The organism is Amycolatopsis sp. lyj-108 (genome assembly GCF_046549005.1).
Taxonomy (GTDB): Bacteria; Actinomycetota; Actinomycetes; order Mycobacteriales; family Pseudonocardiaceae; genus Amycolatopsis.
In genome coordinates this window covers 165,007-183,605 of record NZ_JAJPWQ010000013.1, presented here as the reverse complement: position 1 = coordinate 183,605, position 18,599 = coordinate 165,007, and the positions used below count along the sequence as shown (strand labels likewise).

Here is an 18,599-nt window from a genome sequence, read left to right as displayed (position 1 = left end):
CATTCGATCGTAGACCACCTGTGAGATGTTTTCTCGTTGAGGTCTCTTGAGGAGTAAGGCAAACGTGGCGGGTTGTGAATGCCTGTCGCGCAGGTCTTTCGCCGGGTTCGCCGGGGTCGTGAGTGGTAAAGAGCGTTAGAACGACACTTGCCACTCGCGCCCCCCGCGCCAGACTGCGTAAAGTGCGCAAAACGGGCGTCACAACTCGGCCTGGCGTCCCTTGTGGACAGTCGTGACCGCGCCGGGTCCTCGTGACGATCGGCCCGCGGCCGACCCGCCACGTTTGCCTTAGTCCTCAATAAGCCGGTGGATGATCTTGAGGTGCGGGTGGTCGGTTCGGTGTGGTGTCGGTCGAGGTCATCAAGGTGGCGATCCGGGTCCGGTTGCTCACACCGAACTTGGTCATGATGTTCTGCACGTGTGTTTCCACCGTGCGAACGGAGATGACCAGTTTTGCGGCGATGTCCCGGTTGGGCAGTCCCGCGCTGACGAGGGAGGCGATCTCACGTTCGCGGATGGTGAGCGATTCGCCCGGTATGCCCAAGTCTGCGGGTGTGACGCTCTTTCCGAGCGCGTAGGGCATTGCCGTGTCTTCGCAGTCACAGCCGTGTCGCCTCGCATACGACTGCTGATCTCGGCCACACGGTGTATCCGGCTGCTCATCCTGTTTCGTGACACCCCCGTAGATCCCATCTTGAGGTGGTTCCGCTTCAAAATGCGGAACCAGCTATACCGGCGGAGGCGGATCGCCGGGCTGGCCTGGGCGCTAACCCGCGACCAAGCTCGTCTCGCTGGCCGCTCCACGGCCGAGTTTGGGCTCGGGGAGGTACTGCTGTGGTACGCCGAGAGCCCGCACGAAGCCAGACGCCGAGCGATCTTCAGCGGCTACATGGCTGAGATGATCACGGCGATCAGCACCGGCGACACCGTGCCCGACATTCAATTCTCGCCGGCGAAACGATTCGCCACCCGCTCACCCCGTAGCCGCTTCGCCCGGCTGCTCCGCACTGTCGTCACCGCCACGATCACCTCAAGCATCATCGCCGCCCTCGTCACCGCCGTGCTCAGGCTCGTCGTCAAGTAGTCACAACGAGCCTCTGCACAGGCGAGGTAGACATGCACGCACACGCCGACGAACTACTGACACTCAAATGTCGTTTGGCTACTGACACTCTGGTGTCGTCTCACAGGACGAGGTGCATGTGTTCCATGACCTGGTCGGGCTGAACAACATCAGCGGCGCCGGGCTGAAGCCGATCACTTGGGCGGCAGCAACATCGACCACCTCGTGGTGACCGGGTGTGACTGGTTGTTGATCGATGCCAAGGGCTGCGGCGCTGGCAGTCTCCAGGTTGGCCGGGGCAAGGGCGTGCTGGGGCGGGCGGACCGCAGCCGCAGCTCCCAGCCGTGGATGGACGACCGCAAGGCGTACTCCCGCGCCGGGGTTCCTTTCCGTCTCACCGAAGGCAAAGGCGGCGTCGCGATCTGGGTCGTGCCGCAGGCCACCACCTATTGCCACCCCAGCTTCCCGACCGCCCGGTTCCTCGCCCATCAGAACGCCCGGCTGGGTTTACTCAACGGCGCCGAAGTCGCCGCTGGCGAACTCGACGCAGAACTGTCCGTGCCCGCGACCCCGGCTGACCCGCTCGACGTCGACCGGCTGCATTCCTATGTCAGCGCCCCCGACGTCCTGTATCGCCTCGACTCTGGCAGCGCCCGGCCCGCGTCATCCGCGGAGAGCGAACGCTGAGGTTGGCGGGCTGAGGCGGGTGACGCCCGGCGGTCAGCGACGGTTTGTAACGCGCCGGACCAGGTTGAGGTTGTCGGTGATGTGGGCAATCAGCTGGTCGGTGCGTTCCCGCATCTCGTCCAGTTGCCGCAGGGTCTCAGAAGAGTTTCTCGCCCCATACGCCGTGAGCTGCACGGCCGTACCGGGCTTGTGCCAGTGCGCTTTGTGGTTCAGGCCCTCATCCACTCTCAGGCTGTCGGTGAGCCGCGTCGGGCAGCACGTCCCGTGGGGACGGCCACGAACTGGGAGGCGATCTTGTCGAGTCCGGAGTCCGTGGTGGCGGGCTTGATCCTCCAGGCGACCGCGACAGCCAGCAGGAGGTCTGGCTGGCCAGAATTGTCGATCAGGTGGGGCTGTCTGCTGCTGCCGGACCTGAGCTGCCGACTCGCGCGGATCGTTTGCGGGCGGAGCCGAGCCGCCCCTGATCAGCAGTGCCCCTTCATCGGCTTGACAATCCATCGGCGTCCATCGATGAAGCTTCTTGGTTGGTTGGCGTGGATTTTGAAGCGAATGCTGGGTTCGGGGCGTAGCAGTAGCGCGGATGGCGTAATTGATGTCCCGGTCACGCAGTAAGTAATAGGTCAGAAAAGTTCCAACATAACGTAGGGGAAATGCGGCAAACCGGCAGCATCTGACGAGTCGCCGAAAAATGCCAGATCATGTTCCATGATCATTCACTCTGATGGAGTCTTCCTTCACTCGATAGTGGTCGTGAAGAGTCATGATGACTTTGTGGTCGCGTGGCGTCGGGGACGCGCGTTGGCCGTCTGAGGGGATTTTTCCAATGTTGCGTCCGTCAGTGGCGCGTGGCTTCAGGCTGCGCACGCTACCCATGGTGTTCCTGATGCTCGCTGGCGTCGTCGTGGTGACGGCGAGTTCACCGAAGAGTTCGCTGCCGACCCCGGTCGTTCCCGTGGCGGAAGCGCCGGACGCCGCTAGCGCGTTCGCGGCGGCGCGGTTGCAGGGCACGCCGGTCGGAGTGGCCGATCAGACCGCCGAGGCGAAGAAGGTCCTGGCTAATCCGGATGGGACGTTGACGGCGCAGCTGTCGCCGCAGCCTGTGCGGGTCCGCAAGCGTGACGGTTGGGTTCCTGTCGATACAGCGCTGGCGTCCGTGTCGGATGGCACGGTCAGGCCGAAGGCTGCCGTGGCTGATGTGGCGTTTTCGGCCGGTGGAGCCGAGGGGCCGCTGGTGCGGTTCTCGCGTGATGGTAAGCGTCTCGCGTTGCGGTGGCCTGGCGTGTTGCCGAAGCCTGAGCTTGACGGCAGCACGGCCAGGTATCGGGAGGTGCTGCCCGGCGTCGACCTGGAGATGCAGGCCGAAGCTGAGGGATACAACCAACGCTTCGTGGTCAAGACGCCGGAGGCAGGACGTAACCCAGCGCTGGCGTCGATCAAGCTCGCGCTTGAGACGGAGGGCGTGCAGCTCATGTCGGACGGGACCGGGCGGGTTCAGGCCGTCGATGGCGCCGGGCAGAAGGTCTTCGTCGCACCGGCGGCGATCATGTGGGACGCCAGAGGACGCGAGAGCACGAGCACGCCCGTCGATGTCGCGGTCGACAGCTCCACGATGACGTTGAAGCCGAACGCCGCGATGTTGACGGCCCCGAGTACGCGGTACCCGGTCGTGGTCGACCCTGACATGCGGTCGCCGGGACAGAGCATGTGGGCGAAGGTGTTCCGAGGGCATCCTGACATGCCTTATGTCAACGGCACGGGTGACGGTGACGCGTGGGCGAAGGTCGGAAAGTGCACATGGGCTCAATGCAGAGACATCGATCTCGCTCGTACCTTCTTCCAGTTCGATACGGGCTTCCTGGCCGGCAAACTCATCAAGACGGTCAATTTCAATACCGCCGTGGTTCATGGTCCGGATTGTGGTGCGAACGAGCACAAGCTCTTCATCGCCGACCGCAATCTCGACTGGGGGGTCACCTGGAACAACCAGCCGGGCGGGCAAGAAGTCAGTACATCCTGGGTGCCCGGTAGCTGGGACTCGTGTCCGGGCAATCAGCCCGCAGGGTTCGGTGTTGGCCTCTACGTCAACCCTAATGGCCCCTCGACCTACTTCCTGCAGGCGAAGTCCGAGTCGGACTCCGATGCTTGGCGCAGGTACGACGTGCCGAGCACGATCCTGCAGATCACCTACAACACGAGGCCGAATCCGCCGTATGACATGAAGACCGATCCGCCGCTGCGCGCGCCGTGTCGCTGGTGTGACGGGGTGCCGTATGTCGGGGACCCGTCTATCCGACTGTTGAGCAGGCTGTCGGACCCGGACGGCAACGATCAGCTTCGCCCGGTCTGGGACATCTACGGTGGTGCCCCTGATCAACGTGCGCCCGCCACCTACCAGGCGTCTGGCGCTTATCACAGCACGGATGTCGATTTGACGAAGCGGAATGGGCAGCGTGTTTCATGGACGATGTGGGGTCACGATTCCGCTGATGGTGGTGATTGGAGGAATGGGCCGGGCCCGTTCATCGTCGACCGGACGGGTATCGGTAATGAGCCGACTGTGACAGCGTCGCTCTACAAGGCGGACAATGCTTGGCACGGTGGTGTCGGCGTGCCGGATGTGTTCGAGTTCGATGCGAGCGACGCGACTACGACGGTCACCGATGTCGATCACTATCTCTATGGCTGGGCGGATCCGCCGACGACGAAGGTCGATGCAGTCGCTCTCGGTGGTAAGGCCTATGTGAAGCTGACTCCGCCTGGGGATGGGCCGCGTGACCTGTATGTGCGGAGTGTCGATCGTGCCGGGAATCCCAGTCCTGTGCAGACGCACCACTTCTATGTGCGGGCGGGTAACGGCCCGTTGGGGCAGTGGTCGTTGGAGGGCAACACGAAGGACACCGCGACCCTCGGATTCCGCGACGCGACGTTGCACGGCGGGACGGTCTATGTGCCGGGCAGTACCGGTTCTGGTATCAAGCTGGACGGTGTTGACGACTACATGACGGCGCCGATCTCAGCGGGCACGTACCCTAGTTTCTCCTTCTCTGGCTGGGTGAACCTTGCGGAGAAGAAGCCAGGATGGTCGACGCTGCTGAGCCAGAACGCGTCGACGACGGCAATGGTGAAGCTCGGGCACACCGGCACCGCGACCGATCGCTGGGCGCTGGAGTTCAGGCCTGGTAACGACCCGGGCACGGCACCGACGACGGTGTCCTCGCTCTCCCAGGCGCAGGCGAACACGTGGACTCATCTCGCCGGTGTCTACGACTCCGGGGCACAGCAGATCCGGCTGTATGTCAACGGCGATCTCCAAGGCAGTACGACGTGGACGGCCCCGTGGCCGGCGACCCACGAGTTCGCGGTCGGGCGCGCGATCGTCAACAGCGCCGGGTCGGACTATCTGGCCGGTGCGGTCGACGAGATCCGTACCTATGACCGGGTGCTGACCGATGCCGAGGTCAAGTCCGCGGTCACCCGGGACAATGTCACCGCGGGCTATTGGAATCTCGACGACGCGGACGGGACGACCGCGCGCAATGCGGCCGCGGGCGGCGAGATGGCGGTTCTGCAACCTGGTGCCAGGTTCGCTCCCCAGGGGGCGGTCAACGGTGCGGCCACCTTTGACGGAGTCAAGGGCTATGCGGCGACGTCAGGTCCTGTGGTGCGGACCGATCAGAGTTACGCGATCACTGCCTGGGTAAAGCCGGACAAGCTCGGTGACATGACCGCCGTCTCCCAGGACGGCACGGCCGTGAGCGGCTTTTACCTCAAACAGATCAACGGTTCCTGGGTTTTCGGCATGAACCCCGGTGACGCCACCGGCGGCACAGCGGCAGAGGCCAAGTCCGCGGCGAACACGGTGCAGACCGTGCCATGGACACACCTGGCCGGCGTGTACAACGCGACCGCCAAAACCCTTACCCTCGTCGTCAATGGGAAGCAGGTCGCGAGCGTTTCGGCGCCTGCGGCGCCGTGGCACTCCGCCGGTCCTTTCGCCATTGGCCGAGGGAAGTACGGGACACCGCTCGGTTACTGGGCAGGTGGTATCGACGAGGTCCGTGCCTACAGCCGCACTCTTGACCTCGCGGAGATCCAGGGCATCGTCGCGCAGAACAATGTCACCGCCGCCACCTGGAAGCTCGATGGCGACGCGCAGGACACCTCGGGTATGGCGAAACACGCATCCGCGAAAAACGGTGCCCAGTGGATAGCGGGGCAAACCAGCTACCCGGATCAGACCGATCTCGCGGTGAAGCTGGACGGCGTCGACGACCACGTCAGCGCACCCTCGCCGGTCGACAGCAGCATGAGCTTCTCCGTCGCCGCCTGGGTCAAGATGACCACCAAGACCCCGGGCTGGGGTGCTGTGCTGAGCCAGAGCGGGCAGAACGTGTCCGCGTTCAACATCGGCTACACCGGCACTGCCGATGACAGGTGGGCCTTCGCGATGCACGGCCCTGACAGCACCGCACCGACCGCAGTCGTCCGCGCACGCTCGGCGCAGCCGGTCCAGACCGGTGTCTGGACACATCTCGTCGCGAACTACGACAGCAACACCGGCGAGATGCAGCTGTATGTGAACGGCACCCTGTCCGGGACAGCGACCTTCACCGCGAGGTGGAACGCGACGACCGAGTTCGACATCGGGCGCGGCAAGTGGGCAGGTAACTGGCTGGACCACTTCGGTGGCGCGGTCGACGACGTCAAGGTATACAGCCGCACCTTGTTCACCGACGAGATCCGCACCATGTCCGGGCAGGACCTCACCCTGGTGCACAACTGGCAGCTTGACGAATCCGGCGGCATCAAGGTGTCAGACTCCACCGGCGCCCGCACCGGAACACTCGAGCCCGGTACGCAGTTCGCACCCGGTCGGGTCGGGAACGCCGTCCAGTTCGACGGGAAGACCGGCGCCATCGGAACCACGGGTGTCGACTTGCGGACTGACGAGAGTTTCAGTGTGTCGGCGTGGGTTTACATGGACCGCAGATCCGACATCGTCTCCAAGCTTACGGCGCTGAGTGTCGATGGCGAGCGGACCAGTAAGTTCCGGCTCGGGCACGTGGCCGATGAGATGAACGCGACCTGTTTCGGTGGTGAATTCGAGAATCCCAATGCCTGCGGTAAATGGGTGTTCGAGATGGCGGAGACCGACACGGACACTACGGTCGCGAGAGCGGCGGTGCCGGCGTTCCCCGCGGAGATGAATTCTTGGGTCCACCTTGCTGGTACCTATGACCGGCAGACCAAGAAGACCTGGCTGTATGTCAACGGTAAGCGGGTCGGGGACGCGACGTTGAACGGGCGCTGGCAGGCGTCCGGTGGTGCTCAGATCGGTCGTGGTCTGACCGCGGACAAGCCGAGCCAGTTCTGGACCGGCAGGGTCGACGATGTCCGCGTCTACACGACAGCCCTCGATAAGGACCGGGTGTCGGGTCTGTACAAGTCGTATCCCGCCGGTGACGGTGGTACTGCCACGTTGCCGGTCGCGGATGCGGGGCACTGGCGGTTCGATGAGAACGCCGGGCAGGTGGCCCTGGACGCGAGTGGTCGTGGATTGACCGTGGCGTTGAAGGATAGTGCCGGGTGGGGCGGCGGGATGAACACGCCGGGGTTGCGTTTGGACGGGGCCACCGGCTACGCGCAGACCTCTGGGCCGGTGCTGGATACGGCGAAGAGCTTCTCAACGGCGGCTTGGGTGCAGCTGACGAAGACCGACGGCGGCTACTACTCGGTGTTCGGGCAGGACGGTAATCGGGTCAGCGCGTTCCTGGTCCAATACGACGGGGGCGCGAAGAAGTGGCGTGTCGTCGTACCCAGCGAGGACAAAGACAACCCCCCGGCTGTCGCGCTGTGGGCCAGCCAGGCTCCTCAGGCGCATCAGTGGGTGCACCTGGCCGTGGTGTATGACGCTCAGTTCCGGCAGCTGAGGCTGTATGTCGATGGCGTGCAAAGCGCGGCACAGGTGGGTGTTACGACGATTCCGTCGGCGGGTGCCTTCTCGATCGGCAGGGCACGCTGGAACGGTGGGAACGCTGGTTTCTTCCCGCAAGGAATCGACGACATGAGGGCCTTTTCCCGAGCACTCACCGACGCCGAAGTGCGCAAGGTGCACGATGACATCCCCCGGGGTGACGGCGGGGCCTGGCGGTTCGACAACGGCACCGGCAAGGACTACAGCTGGCGCGGCAACACTGTCGTCCCGGCCGGTGGCGCGTCCTTCGTACCGGGTGTGAGCGGTACCGCGCTCAAGCTGAACGGCACTGACGGGCAGGCCACCGCGCCGGAGCGGGGATTGGCCATGCAGGACAGTTTCACCGTGTCCGCGTGGGCCAACCTTGCCCGTACCGATCAGGTCGCGACCGTGATGTCGCAGGACGGGGCGCGGATGAGCGGTTTCGCCCTGCAGTATCGGCCGGAAGCCGGGCGGTGGACGTTCGGTGCGACCGCGCAGGACGTCGACGTGTCACCGGTGTCCTACGTCAGCTCGTTCGACCCGGCAGTCGTGAACCGGTGGACACACCTCACCGGCATCTACGACCAGGCGGCCCACCAGCTCCGGCTCTATGTCGATGGGCAGTTCGCCGGTAAGAAGGACGGTGTCGTCCTCTGGCAGGCGAACGGGTCCTTCGTCATCGGCCGCGGCAAGACCAACGGCAAGGCAGCCGAATTCTTCCCCGGCATGATCGACGAGGTCTACGCCCATTACGGCATGGCCTCCGAAGCAGCGATCAGAACCTATGGCAGCTTCCCCGCACCCGATGGCGGACAGCTGGGCAGCTATGTCGACGCGGCTGGGCGCAAGCGGACGGCGAGCACGAATGCCGCCCCCGCGGCCGGGTACCGGTTCGAGGAAAGCCTGGGCATGCTCATCGACAGCGCACAGCCCCACACCCGTGTGCTGTACTCCTGCCAATCCGGTACGGACTTCTTCACCTCGACCGACGCCGCCTGCGAGGGCAAGACCAAGATCAGCGAGATCGGCTCCGTCTACACCCAGCAGCCGACCAACATCCCCACGATCCCGGTCTACCGATGCACCTCGGCGGCCGGGCACTTCGACAGCCGCCAGGCCGACTGCGGGGGAGCGACCCAGGAAGCACTCCTCGGCTACACCCTCGCCTACGCACCACTCGTGCGGTACTACAACAACGCCGCCTACGACCACCTCAGCACCACACAAGCCGCACGCCCCGGCTACTACGCCGAGTTCCGGCATGGGTATTTGCCGCTGCTGCCGCAGACCGGAACGCAACCGCTGACCGCGTGCGTGAACGACGCGGACCAGTTCGTGTCACTCGACACGAACTGTGAGGGCAAGAACGTCATCGGGCCGCTCGGACAGCTGTGGACACAGCCGCCGGACGGACCGGACGTGCAGATGCTCTATCGGTGCGGCAGTAGCAGTGTCGAATCGATGACGAACACCAGCGACAACTGCGGCGCCATGGGCAACGACCGCTTGCTCGGCTACGTCATCACCAAACTTCCCCAGGTCGAGCCCGTCTTCGCCGCAGCGAGCAGCGGGTCCACGGTAGGGCGCGAACCCGCACCGCCGACGGGAACCGGCGGCGGATAGATCGCCACCGGAATTCGCGACCCCGATCGACTACAGCCACTTGAGGCACTCCCCAGGCCGTGGGGCAGGGTCTCACCGCGTCCAGCCTGGAGAACTGATGCGACCGAAGTCGTCCACACGCCGTAGCTCGAGAACCCTGACCATGGCGCTGATCTGCTCGCTGGTCGTGACCGGCGTCAGCACCTCGCAGGTCGCGAACGCGGCCAATGGCTGGAGTGTCGACTCGCCGAAAGTCAACTCGACTCCGGTGACGAAGCAGACTATGCAGGGGCGAAACCTCGACGATGCGAGCCTGGCTGCGCTCACTGGGAACCAGCCCACGGGATCCACCACACCCGACGGTGGCGGTACTAGCAGCGCGACGTCCCTGTCGCCCTCGGCGACGTGGGATGTGTCGAAGCAGACCGGTGACTTCACCTGGTCGTACCCGCTGCGTGTACCACCCGCACCCGGTGATCTGCAACCCAACCTGGCCTTGTCCTACAACTCCTCGACGGTCGACGGACGCACGAGCGCCACCAACAACCAGGCGTCGTGGGTCGGCGAGGGATGGGACCTGCACCCCGGTTTCGTCGAACGTACCTACGGCAGTTGCCAGGACGACAAAGAAGGCGGAACCACCCCACCGAAGGTCGGTGACCTCTGCTGGAAGAGCGACAACGCCACCGCCGTCTACAACGGGTCCGGCGGCATGCTCATCCACGACACCGACAAGAAGGTGTGGCGGCAGAAGAGCGACAACGGGTCGCGCATCGAGCACCTCACCGGTGCACACAATGGTGCTCGTGACGGCGAGTACTGGAAGATCACCACGGTCGATGGCACCCAGTATTTCTTTGGGTCCGCTCCGGCGTCGAAGTCGACCTGGACCGTTCCCGTCTACGGCGACGATGCTGGCGAACCGTGTCACGCAGCGGACAACACGTTCGACAACTCCGCCTGTGTCCAGGCATACCGCTGGAATCTGGACAAGGTCGTCGACCGGCACGGGAATCTGATCCTCTACAGCTACGACATCGAGACCAACAATTACGGGCAGAACGTCAAAGACACTGCGGTCTCGTACGTTCGTGGCGGGACGCTCAAAGAGATCCAGTACGGACTCCGTGAGGGTGACCCCGCCCCCGCGGCAGGGAAAGTGACCTTCACGACCGCGAAACGGTGTGTTCCCGGGAGCGAGTGCGTCTACGAGAAGCCCGAGAACTTTCCCGATGTCGCCTTGGCCGATCGTTGTGACGGCCCCACGTGCAAGGATCACTACAGCCCGACGTTCTGGTCGACCGAACGCCTCGCGAAGATCACTACCCAGGTCCGCGCGGGCGCTGGCTACACCGACGTCGACAGCTGGACACTCGAGCAGCAGTTCCCGAATCCCGATGACGGCAACAAAGCCGCTCTCTGGCTCAAGTCCATCATGCACGTCGGCCATGTCGGCACTCCGATCACGCTGCCGAAGGTGACGTTCGAAGGCAAGAAGCTGCCGAACCGGGTCGTGAAAGAGGACGGTGTCGGCTATCTCAACCGCTACCGGCTCTCCGCCATCGTCTCCGAAGCCGGCGGCGTCACCACAGTCAGCTACGCGCCCGCCGACTGTTCCGCCACGTCCTTGCCGGACAAGCCGGAAACCAACACCAAGCGTTGTTTCCCGGTGACGTGGACCAAGCGGGACTTCGCTGAACGTACCGATTATTTCCACAAGTACGTAGTCGGTTCCGTCGTTCAGTCCGACTGGATGAGCACCAGTTCCGAACAGGTCACCAACTACGAGTATCCGGAAGGCGCGGCGTGGCACTACACCACCTCCGAGTTCGCGCCTGAGAAAGACAAGACCTGGAACGAGTTCCGTGGCTTCGGCAAGGTCATCGTCCGCACCGGTAGAGCCGACAACCCCAGCGGACCGACCAGCTACACCGAAACCCGATACCTCCGCGGCATGCACGGAGACAAGCTTCCCAACAACGGCACGCGACCTGTCAGCGTTCCGGACAGTGAAGGCGGCTCCTACGTCGACGAGGACTGGCTCCAGGGGCTGGAGCTGGAAAGCCTCACCAAGAACGGCGAGGCCGGCGCCGTTGTCGGCAAGACGATCACCGAACCCAGCTGGCAAGGCCCCACGGCGACCCGCGGGGCGTACAAGGCATACATCGTCCGAGCCGGAACGCAGCGTTCCTTCACCGCATTGGCATCAGGCGGCTGGCGAACCACCAAAACCACCACGGACTACGACCCCAACGGCCTGCCGACCAAGGTGAACGACCTCGGCGACATCAACGTTAACGGCGACGAGCGCTGCACCAGTACGACCTACGCCCAGAACACTGGCCGATGGCTGCTGAACTTCCCGTCACGGGTCGAGACCCTCTCCACGGTCTGCGGATTCCTGCCGGTCTACCCACGGGACACCATCTCCGACGTCCGGTCCTCCTACGACACGCTCGCACCCGGCGTCCCGCCCACGGTGGGCGACGTCACCCTGGCCGAAGAGGTCGACGGATACAACGGCTTCACTCCGATCTACCGCCCCGTCGCGAAGACCAAACGCGACGTACACGGGCGCGCGATCGAAATCACCGACGCCGACGGCAACACCGCCACCTCCACCTACACCCCTGCCACCAGCGGCCCGGTCACCCAGCTCGTTACCGCCAACGCACTGGGACACAAGACAACCACCGTCTACGAACCGGCGTGGGGATCCGCGCGGACCATCACCGACCCCAACAACCGGGTCATGGAGATCGCCTACGATGCACTCGGCCGCAAGGCCGAGGTCTGGCAACCCAACCGGCCCCGGGCAGACCACCCCACCGAACCAAGCGCACGATTCACCTACGACGTCCGGAACAACGCACCGAGCTCGATCACCTCGATGCGGTTCGGCCCCAACAGCAACTACGTCACCTCGACCACCATCCTCGACGGTCTCTACCGGACCCGGCAGGTCCAGGCGCCCGCACCGGGAGGTGGCAGGCTGCTGGTCGACACGCGCTACGACTCGCAGGGCCGCGCCTACAAGACGACACAGCCGTACTACAACGACCAACCCGTCGACACCTCCCTCTGGGTGGCCAGCGACACCGAAGTCCCCGGTCTGACCGTCACCGACTTCGACGGCGCCGGCCGCGCGATCGCCGCCACCTACCGAGGCGGGACCAAAGAATGGCGTACCAGCACCACCTATGGCGGAGACTCGGTCAGCGTCACACCGCCGCAAGGCGGCAGCGCGACCACCACGATCACCGACGCCCGCGGCCGCACCCGCGCTCTCCGACAGCACCACGGCGCTCAACCGACCGGCGACAACTACGACGAAACGAAATACGACTACACCAACTCGGACAAACTCGCCGCACTCACCGACTCCAGCGGTAACCGCTGGTCCTACACCTACGACATCCACGGCTCTCTGATCCGCACCGACGATCCCGACCGCGGCGCCACCACCTACACCTACAACAAGCTGAACCAGCAGACTTCGAGCACCGACGCACGCAACGTCACACTCGCGTTCCGCTACGACAAACTCGGCCGCAAGACCGGCGTCTTCAAAGACACCCTCGCCGGTACCAAGCTCAGCGAGTGGGCCTACGACACCGCGTTCAAGGGCATCGGGCAGCTCGCGTCGTCCACACGCTGGGTCGACGGCAACGCCTACGTCAACAAAGTCAATGTCTACGGACCGCTATACCAGCCGACGACGACGTCGATCATCATTCCGCCGAGCGAGGGCCCGAAACTGGCCGGCACCTACCAGACTTCGCTGCAGTACAAGGACGATGGAAGTCTTGGAGCCGTCGGCTACCCGAAGGCCGGTGATCTCTCGCCTGAGACCATCGCCTACACCCAGGACGAACTCAACAACGTCCTCACGGCCGATGGTGGCGTGGACGACGACTTCCAAACCTACGTCTCCGGGACCGAGTACACCCGATACGGCGAACCGCAACGCCTTCACCTCGGTGGATCGAGCAGCACCGCAACCAACGGGAAACGCGCCTGGCTGTCCTTCTACTACGACACCAACACCCGTCGCCTGGACCGCACGATCGTCGATGCTGAAGTGCCGCAGCCGATGCAGACCGACACCCGCTACAACTACAACCCCGCAGGCAACATCACCTCAATCTCCAACGCCCCGATCGGGCAACTCGCGGACAAACAGTGCTTCGGCTACGACTACCTCCAACGCCTCACCGAAGCCTGGACACCCGCCAACACCGACTGCGGCGCGGCACCTACAGTCAACGGCCTCGGCGGCCCTGCCCCGTACTGGCAGTCGTACGCCTACGACAAATCCGGGAACCGGACCGGCGACACCCAGCACGTCGCCGGCGGTGACATCACCCGCAAGTACAGCTACGCCACACCCGGTACACCGAAGCCCCATCTGCTGAACGCGGTCACCTCTGAGGGACCCGCGGGCACCAAGACAGCCCAATACACCTACGACGAACTCGGCAATACAAAGACCCGCCCTGGCGCCTCTGGGCAGCAGAACCTCGACTGGAACGTCGAGAACAGGCTCGAGAAGGTCACCGACGGCACCGCCGACACGACCTTTCTCTACGACGCCGACGGCAGCCGTCTCATCCGACGCGACCCGACCAGCGCCACTCTTTACCTCGGACCGCAGGAAGTCCGCCTCGACAAGGCGAGCGGCAACGCGACCACCACCAGGTACTACACCCACGGTGGCCTGACCATCGCGATGCGCAAGAGCGGTGCCCTGACCTGGCTCGCTGGCGACCATCAAGGCACCACACAGGTCGCGATCAACGCCAGCGACCTCACGGTCAAACAACGCCGACAGACCCCGTTCGGCGCCGAGCGCGGTCCAAGCGCCGGTATGCCGGGTGAACGCGGCTTCGTCGGTGGCACGATCGACGCCTCGACCGGGTTGACCACACTCGGGGCTCGTAGCTACGACGCGGACCTCGGCCGGTTCATCTCCCTCGACCCGATCATGGACCCGAGCAGCCCGCAACAGATCAACGGCTACAGCTACTCCATCAACAACCCGATCGCATTCAGCGACCCCTCCGGCCTCGCCCACGAGGACTCACCCGGATACTGCGTCGGCTGGCGCGGCGACTGCGGCATCGACCCCCGAGTCGGCAACGACATCAACGGCCACTACACCCCCGAGCAATTAGAGCAAAAGGGTGTCAAAAAGGGGCAGCCTAAGTCGAAACGCAAGGATTGGGAAAAGAAGAACGCTCCCAGTTCGCGAAAACGTAGTGAGCTGATGGCCGAGTTTGAAAAGGTGATTAGAAATCCGGCTGCATCCATGGACTATTGGCTGCATCCGCTCAATGTGGAGCCGGGGGTTAATGCTTGCTTTGGTGAAATGGGTTGCGATAAGGCATGGAAATACCTGAGTGCACCTGAAACCGAGAATGACCTTGAAGGTGCGAAGATAATCGCGGCCACCTATTGTGTGGACAACTATGACGAGTGTAAGCAGGCTGCGGGAATTCAGCAGCTTGGCAGGGATCTACTTGCCGAGATAGCCAGGATGGTCGGTGGTGGCAAACGGGGAAACAAGGGAGGTGGTGACACTGGTTTGCCCTCAGGTAACTGTGCCACCCCGAATAGTTTCGTCGCAGGTACTCTGGTGCTGCTCGTCGGCGGAGTGACGAAGCCGATCGAAGATGTCACGGTCGGTGACGAGGTCGTGGCTACGGACCCTGAAACCGGCCGCACCGAGTCACGGCCGGTAATCGCGACCATCGTAGGAGAAGGTCGAAAGAACTTGGTCGGGCTGACCGTCGACGTCGACGGACCAACTGGGGATCGAGTCGGTGTTGTCATCGCGACCGATGAGCACCCGTTCTGGTCGCCCGGCAGCGCGTCCTGGACCGACGCGACCGATCTCAAGACCGGTGATACCCTTCGGACGGCTACTGGAGCGGTCGTCACTGTGGTCAAGGTCGACCGGTGGCAGGCCCAGCGTCAGCGCGTCTACAACCTCACCATCGACGCCCTGCATACCTACCACGTGCTGGCCGGTACCACGCCGATCCTCGTCCACAACACCGGGCCATGTGGCATCTCGGCACGCCACGAGAAGGCTGGGGATATTGGGAAGTACACTGACGGCCAGAATACTCGAGACCCAGCTTCGCAGTGGTATCACGAATACTTGAGCAACCAGGAACTTTTGGACGGTATCAACAAAACTAATGCTGGCGATGGAATTCTTGTTTCTCGTGACGGTACAATTCTTGGAGGACATCATCGTCGAGATGAGCTTCAGGCGAGAATCAGGGATGGGCGCATCGCCCCGGATACGCCAATTCGCATTGACGTTTACGATGGAGAGTAGTGCTTCATGTCTTTGATTCGCTCGGCCGACTCGGATTTTCGCGTGTGTCAGATCAGTTTCGATGCGCTGATCGCGATTCAATTGGAAGCGGAGGGGCGAGGCTGGGCAACTAGATGGTCCTCCGTAGACGCCCTTCGTAGGCAGGTCGGGGAAGATGTCGTTGTCCTCCAGACTCTGATGCGTGAAGAACAGCAAGGCGAAATTCGGGCATATCGATGTCTGGTTTTATTCTCACCTGTGTATGATCAGGGTGGTGGTGGAATTGCCACGATAGATCTTGAGCCGAGCAGGCTCGAATCGCTGGAGAGAATCGATCGGGACCCGGATGTTCGAAGGGTGCTCGTGCGTATGTTTTCCCTTGCGATGGGCGGGATTTCGATGGTCTCAAAGGGGTAGCTTCAAATTATGTGCCGCCTGGGGCGAGGCTGCCGAGTTGGTTTCTAGCTGCCTTGCAAGAAGAGTGGCGTGTTGATCGATGTGAGAATCCGCTAGTTTCTCTGGGCTGGTTGTCAAGGTGTTTGATGCGTAGGTCGTGGCTATTTTAACCGCCGTGTGCTGTTCATGCTCAGTTGAGTCGGGAGCAGGGGCGCCTCTGTGATCGAGGTTGAAGTGGGGATATTGAGCTCGTTCATTGGTAATCCTGTTTCCAGGCGTGCAGGTGGGGTCTGGTTGTTGGTGCTGGCTCTGTGCTGCGCGTGCTCAAGTGAGTCGGGGAATGTGGTAACGAGTCCCGCCGGCCTGGCCTCGGCTCCCTCTTCGAGTTGGGCTCCGGCGGCATCGCCAGAGGTTGTTTCTGCGGCTTGCGTGTTTCTTGGCGCGGATGAGCTTCAAGGGGCCCTGGAGTCGAAGGCTGCTTACCGGTCGGTCGAGGAGAAGCCGGTTGAGGGGCAGCGGAGCATTGCCTATGGTTGCGAGTTCAGTCGTGTTGATGATGGGTCTGGCGTCGGTAGCTTGATGGTGACCGCCATCAAGGGCGAGGCGGCGCCGGAGAGTGCACTCGCCGTTGCCGAACAGAACTGTCTGGGTGAGGGGCAGGCCCAGCCGCTGGCGGGCGCCGGGGAAGCGGCGATGTGGTGCCGGAACGAGGACCTCGACACACTGGTCGTAACCGTGAAGCGGAGCCACGGCGAGGTCCGGATCGCTCATCTGACGCTTGCCGGTAGTCCAATGGCTGCCAATATCCCCGGATATGCCTCGCTGGCGCGGCTTCTCGGCGGCAGGCTGTAGTGTCCGAAGTGTAAGCGAGCCATCCGGTCTCTGATCGACCCGGGCACGGCATGGCGCTCAATTGCCTGCAGGCAAGGCCGCGAGACGCATTGGCCTCGATGGGAACAACGTATCCGAGGCAGCACAAAGACGGGAGCACGGACACGGACATACCGTGAACGGCAGAACTGGCCGTCCGCGGCTGGCGAGGATCGACCCAGGCGCATGATGCCTCGGTTCTCCACGTAACGGGCGAGCTGGTGGAGCTCCTCGGCAGCCGACCGTAGCGTTGGAAGAGTGGAGCGGTGGGGGATCACGCCGTCTCCGATCAAGCCGTTGGTGCAGGCGGACGTTCTCGGAAGCGCGATACTGGTCGTGATCGTTCTGTCTGTGCTGGCCGTCCCATTGTTCGCGCGGCGCAAGGGCGGTCGACGCGGAAGGGGCCGAAAGTCGTTCCGGGATAGCCGCCGGTGATCCCCGCGACGATCGCCGGTACATCGAGTACGAGGGACCGTGAGATCCGCGTGCGCGCGAGTTCGGCCGGGTCCGGTTGCGCCTGGTCGCGAAGTCCACGACCGGGTCTCGTCGAGCCCGTCGCCGTGCTGACCTGGCTCGACTAGGGGACACAGTCGCCCGGCAAGGTGATCGGCCACGCCGAGCAGAACTACCAGGTCCAACTCGGATGGCAGGCATCCGTTCCTGATGATCATCGTTAACCGTAGCCGAGTGGTCCGCGCACCAACGCCAGCCTGATGCGCGGGACTCCGGATGACGCCCGGGTTGGTGGCGGCGGGTTGCGCTGTTCGCCGGTCACGGTGACGTCGTTGTTCCCGTTTACTGGCCAGGACATGTGCGGTGTGGTCGTTAATGATGAGGGCGGGTATGTGGTCGGAGAGTCGGAACGCCCGCAACGTGCTGGGTGTGGCGGCGGTAGTGGCGACACTGGTCTTGCTGGGTGGGTGCGAGGTTCCTCGCGTTTCTCCGGCGAACCCGGGCACAGGCCGGGCCGAAGCTTCTGCGGTGCCGGAGATCCCGGTGGCCGAAGCCCGGAAGCTTCTCGGTGAGTTGCCGGTCGCGGTGCGTGGGGTTCTGGATGGCTATGACCGGGCCAGGAAGTTCCCGCAGTGGAAAACCGTGTCCGGCAGGGGCGATGTTCGTGAGGAGTTGCTGAAGCGTGACGGGACGAATGTCAAGGTCAACGCGGAGTGTGCCGCGGTGTCCGGGTCCTGGCGCAGCCCCTACGACGGTAAGACGTGGACGACAGCGTCCGACGTGGACGTGGACCACGTCGTACCGCTGGCGCACGCGTGGGTGAGCGGCGCGAAGTCGTGGGACCAGGCCACGCGTGAGCGGTTCGCCAACGACCTGACCCAGCCGCAGCTGCGGCCGGTGACCGACAACCTCAACCAGGACAAGGGCGACAAGGCTCCGGACCAGTGGAAACCACCGCTGGTGTCGTACTGGTGCACCTACGCGACCGACTGGGTCATGGTCAAACACGCGTACGCGCTGACGATCACCGTGCCGGAACGGACCGCGCTCTCGAGCATGCTGGACCGGTGCTGACACCGCGGTCTCTCCGCTCGCGCCCTGGGTCGCCGGTAGGAGAGTGCTGCACAGCGGGCGAGCGCATCTGGCTGGACGCGCACCATGAATTCTCTCCAGTTGCCCTGCTGGGATAGGTCGCGGTGAATGCCACCTACGTTGTCAGTGCAGGGCGGGGACTGGATGTGGTGCTG

Annotated in this window: 9 protein-coding genes; 7 read left to right on the top strand and 2 right to left on the bottom strand. The window is 63.7% G+C overall.

Annotated elements, in window-relative coordinates; all coding sequences use genetic code 11:
- Positions 1-295 precede the first annotated feature (295 nt).
- On the bottom strand, positions 296-583 hold the full coding sequence (locus tag ACLJO0_RS36485) for a response regulator transcription factor (RefSeq protein ID WP_410583748.1): 288 nt from the start codon (positions 581-583) through the stop codon (positions 296-298).
- A gap of 132 nt (positions 584-715) precedes the next feature.
- Here ACLJO0_RS36485 and ACLJO0_RS36480 point away from each other — a divergent pair, with 132 nt between their 5' ends.
- Positions 716-1,084 (top strand): hypothetical protein, encoded by a 369-nt coding sequence (locus ACLJO0_RS36480; RefSeq protein ID WP_410583746.1) that lies wholly within the window; start codon positions 716-718, stop codon positions 1,082-1,084.
- A gap of 177 nt (positions 1,085-1,261) precedes the next feature.
- A complete protein-coding gene (locus tag ACLJO0_RS36475; protein ID WP_410583744.1) occupies positions 1,262-1,750 on the top strand; it encodes a hypothetical protein in 489 nt (162 codons plus the stop codon).
- Positions 1,751-1,783: 33 nt separating this feature from the next.
- On the opposite strand, the gene ACLJO0_RS36470 is transcribed toward ACLJO0_RS36475, so the two are convergent.
- Positions 1,784-1,975: a hypothetical protein gene (locus tag ACLJO0_RS36470; protein WP_410583742.1), complete on the bottom strand. Its 192-nt coding sequence runs from the start codon at positions 1,973-1,975 to the stop codon at positions 1,784-1,786.
- A gap of 646 nt (positions 1,976-2,621) precedes the next feature.
- On the opposite strand from ACLJO0_RS36470, the gene ACLJO0_RS36465 reads away from it, so the two are divergent.
- The 5 genes from ACLJO0_RS36465 to ACLJO0_RS36445 all read left to right on the top strand — a co-directional run bounded on the left by ACLJO0_RS36465 (position 2,622) and on the right by ACLJO0_RS36445 (position 18,426).
- Positions 2,622-9,329: a LamG domain-containing protein gene (locus ACLJO0_RS36465; protein WP_410584006.1), complete on the top strand. Its 6,708-nt coding sequence runs from the start codon at positions 2,622-2,624 to the stop codon at positions 9,327-9,329.
- 142 nt (positions 9,330-9,471) lie between these two features.
- Positions 9,472-15,654, top strand: coding sequence for a polymorphic toxin-type HINT domain-containing protein (locus ACLJO0_RS36460; RefSeq protein WP_410583740.1), 6,183 nt, complete (start codon positions 9,472-9,474; stop codon positions 15,652-15,654).
- 6 nt (positions 15,655-15,660) lie between these two features.
- Complete coding sequence (locus ACLJO0_RS36455) at positions 15,661-16,050, top strand: hypothetical protein (protein WP_410583739.1); 390 nt, start codon at positions 15,661-15,663, stop codon at positions 16,048-16,050.
- Positions 16,051-16,248: 198 nt separating this feature from the next.
- Positions 16,249-16,881: a hypothetical protein gene (locus tag ACLJO0_RS36450; RefSeq protein ID WP_410583737.1), complete on the top strand. Its 633-nt coding sequence runs from the start codon at positions 16,249-16,251 to the stop codon at positions 16,879-16,881.
- Between the two features lie 849 nt (positions 16,882-17,730).
- Positions 17,731-18,426 carry a DUF1524 domain-containing protein gene (locus ACLJO0_RS36445; RefSeq protein WP_410583736.1) on the top strand — a complete coding sequence of 232 codons (696 nt, stop codon included), beginning with the start codon at positions 17,731-17,733 and terminating at the stop codon, positions 18,424-18,426.
- The last annotated feature ends 173 nt before the right edge of the window (positions 18,427-18,599 follow it).

What these genes read in the sequence shown, in the direction of transcription:
- ACLJO0_RS36480 (WP_410583746.1), top strand. Translation starts at nt 716, where the DNA reads ATGCGGAACCAGCTATACCGGCGGAGGCGGATCGCCGGGCTGGCCTGG.
- ACLJO0_RS36465 (WP_410584006.1), top strand. Translation starts at nt 2,622, where the DNA reads ATGGTGTTCCTGATGCTCGCTGGCGTCGTCGTGGTGACGGCGAGTTCA.
- ACLJO0_RS36485 (WP_410583748.1), bottom strand. Translation starts at nt 583, where the DNA reads ATGCCCTACGCGCTCGGAAAGAGCGTCACACCCGCAGACTTGGGCATA.
- ACLJO0_RS36445 (WP_410583736.1), top strand. Translation starts at nt 17,731, where the DNA reads ATGAGGGCGGGTATGTGGTCGGAGAGTCGGAACGCCCGCAACGTGCTG.
- ACLJO0_RS36460 (WP_410583740.1), top strand. Translation starts at nt 9,472, where the DNA reads ATGGCGCTGATCTGCTCGCTGGTCGTGACCGGCGTCAGCACCTCGCAG.
- ACLJO0_RS36455 (WP_410583739.1), top strand. Translation starts at nt 15,661, where the DNA reads ATGTCTTTGATTCGCTCGGCCGACTCGGATTTTCGCGTGTGTCAGATC.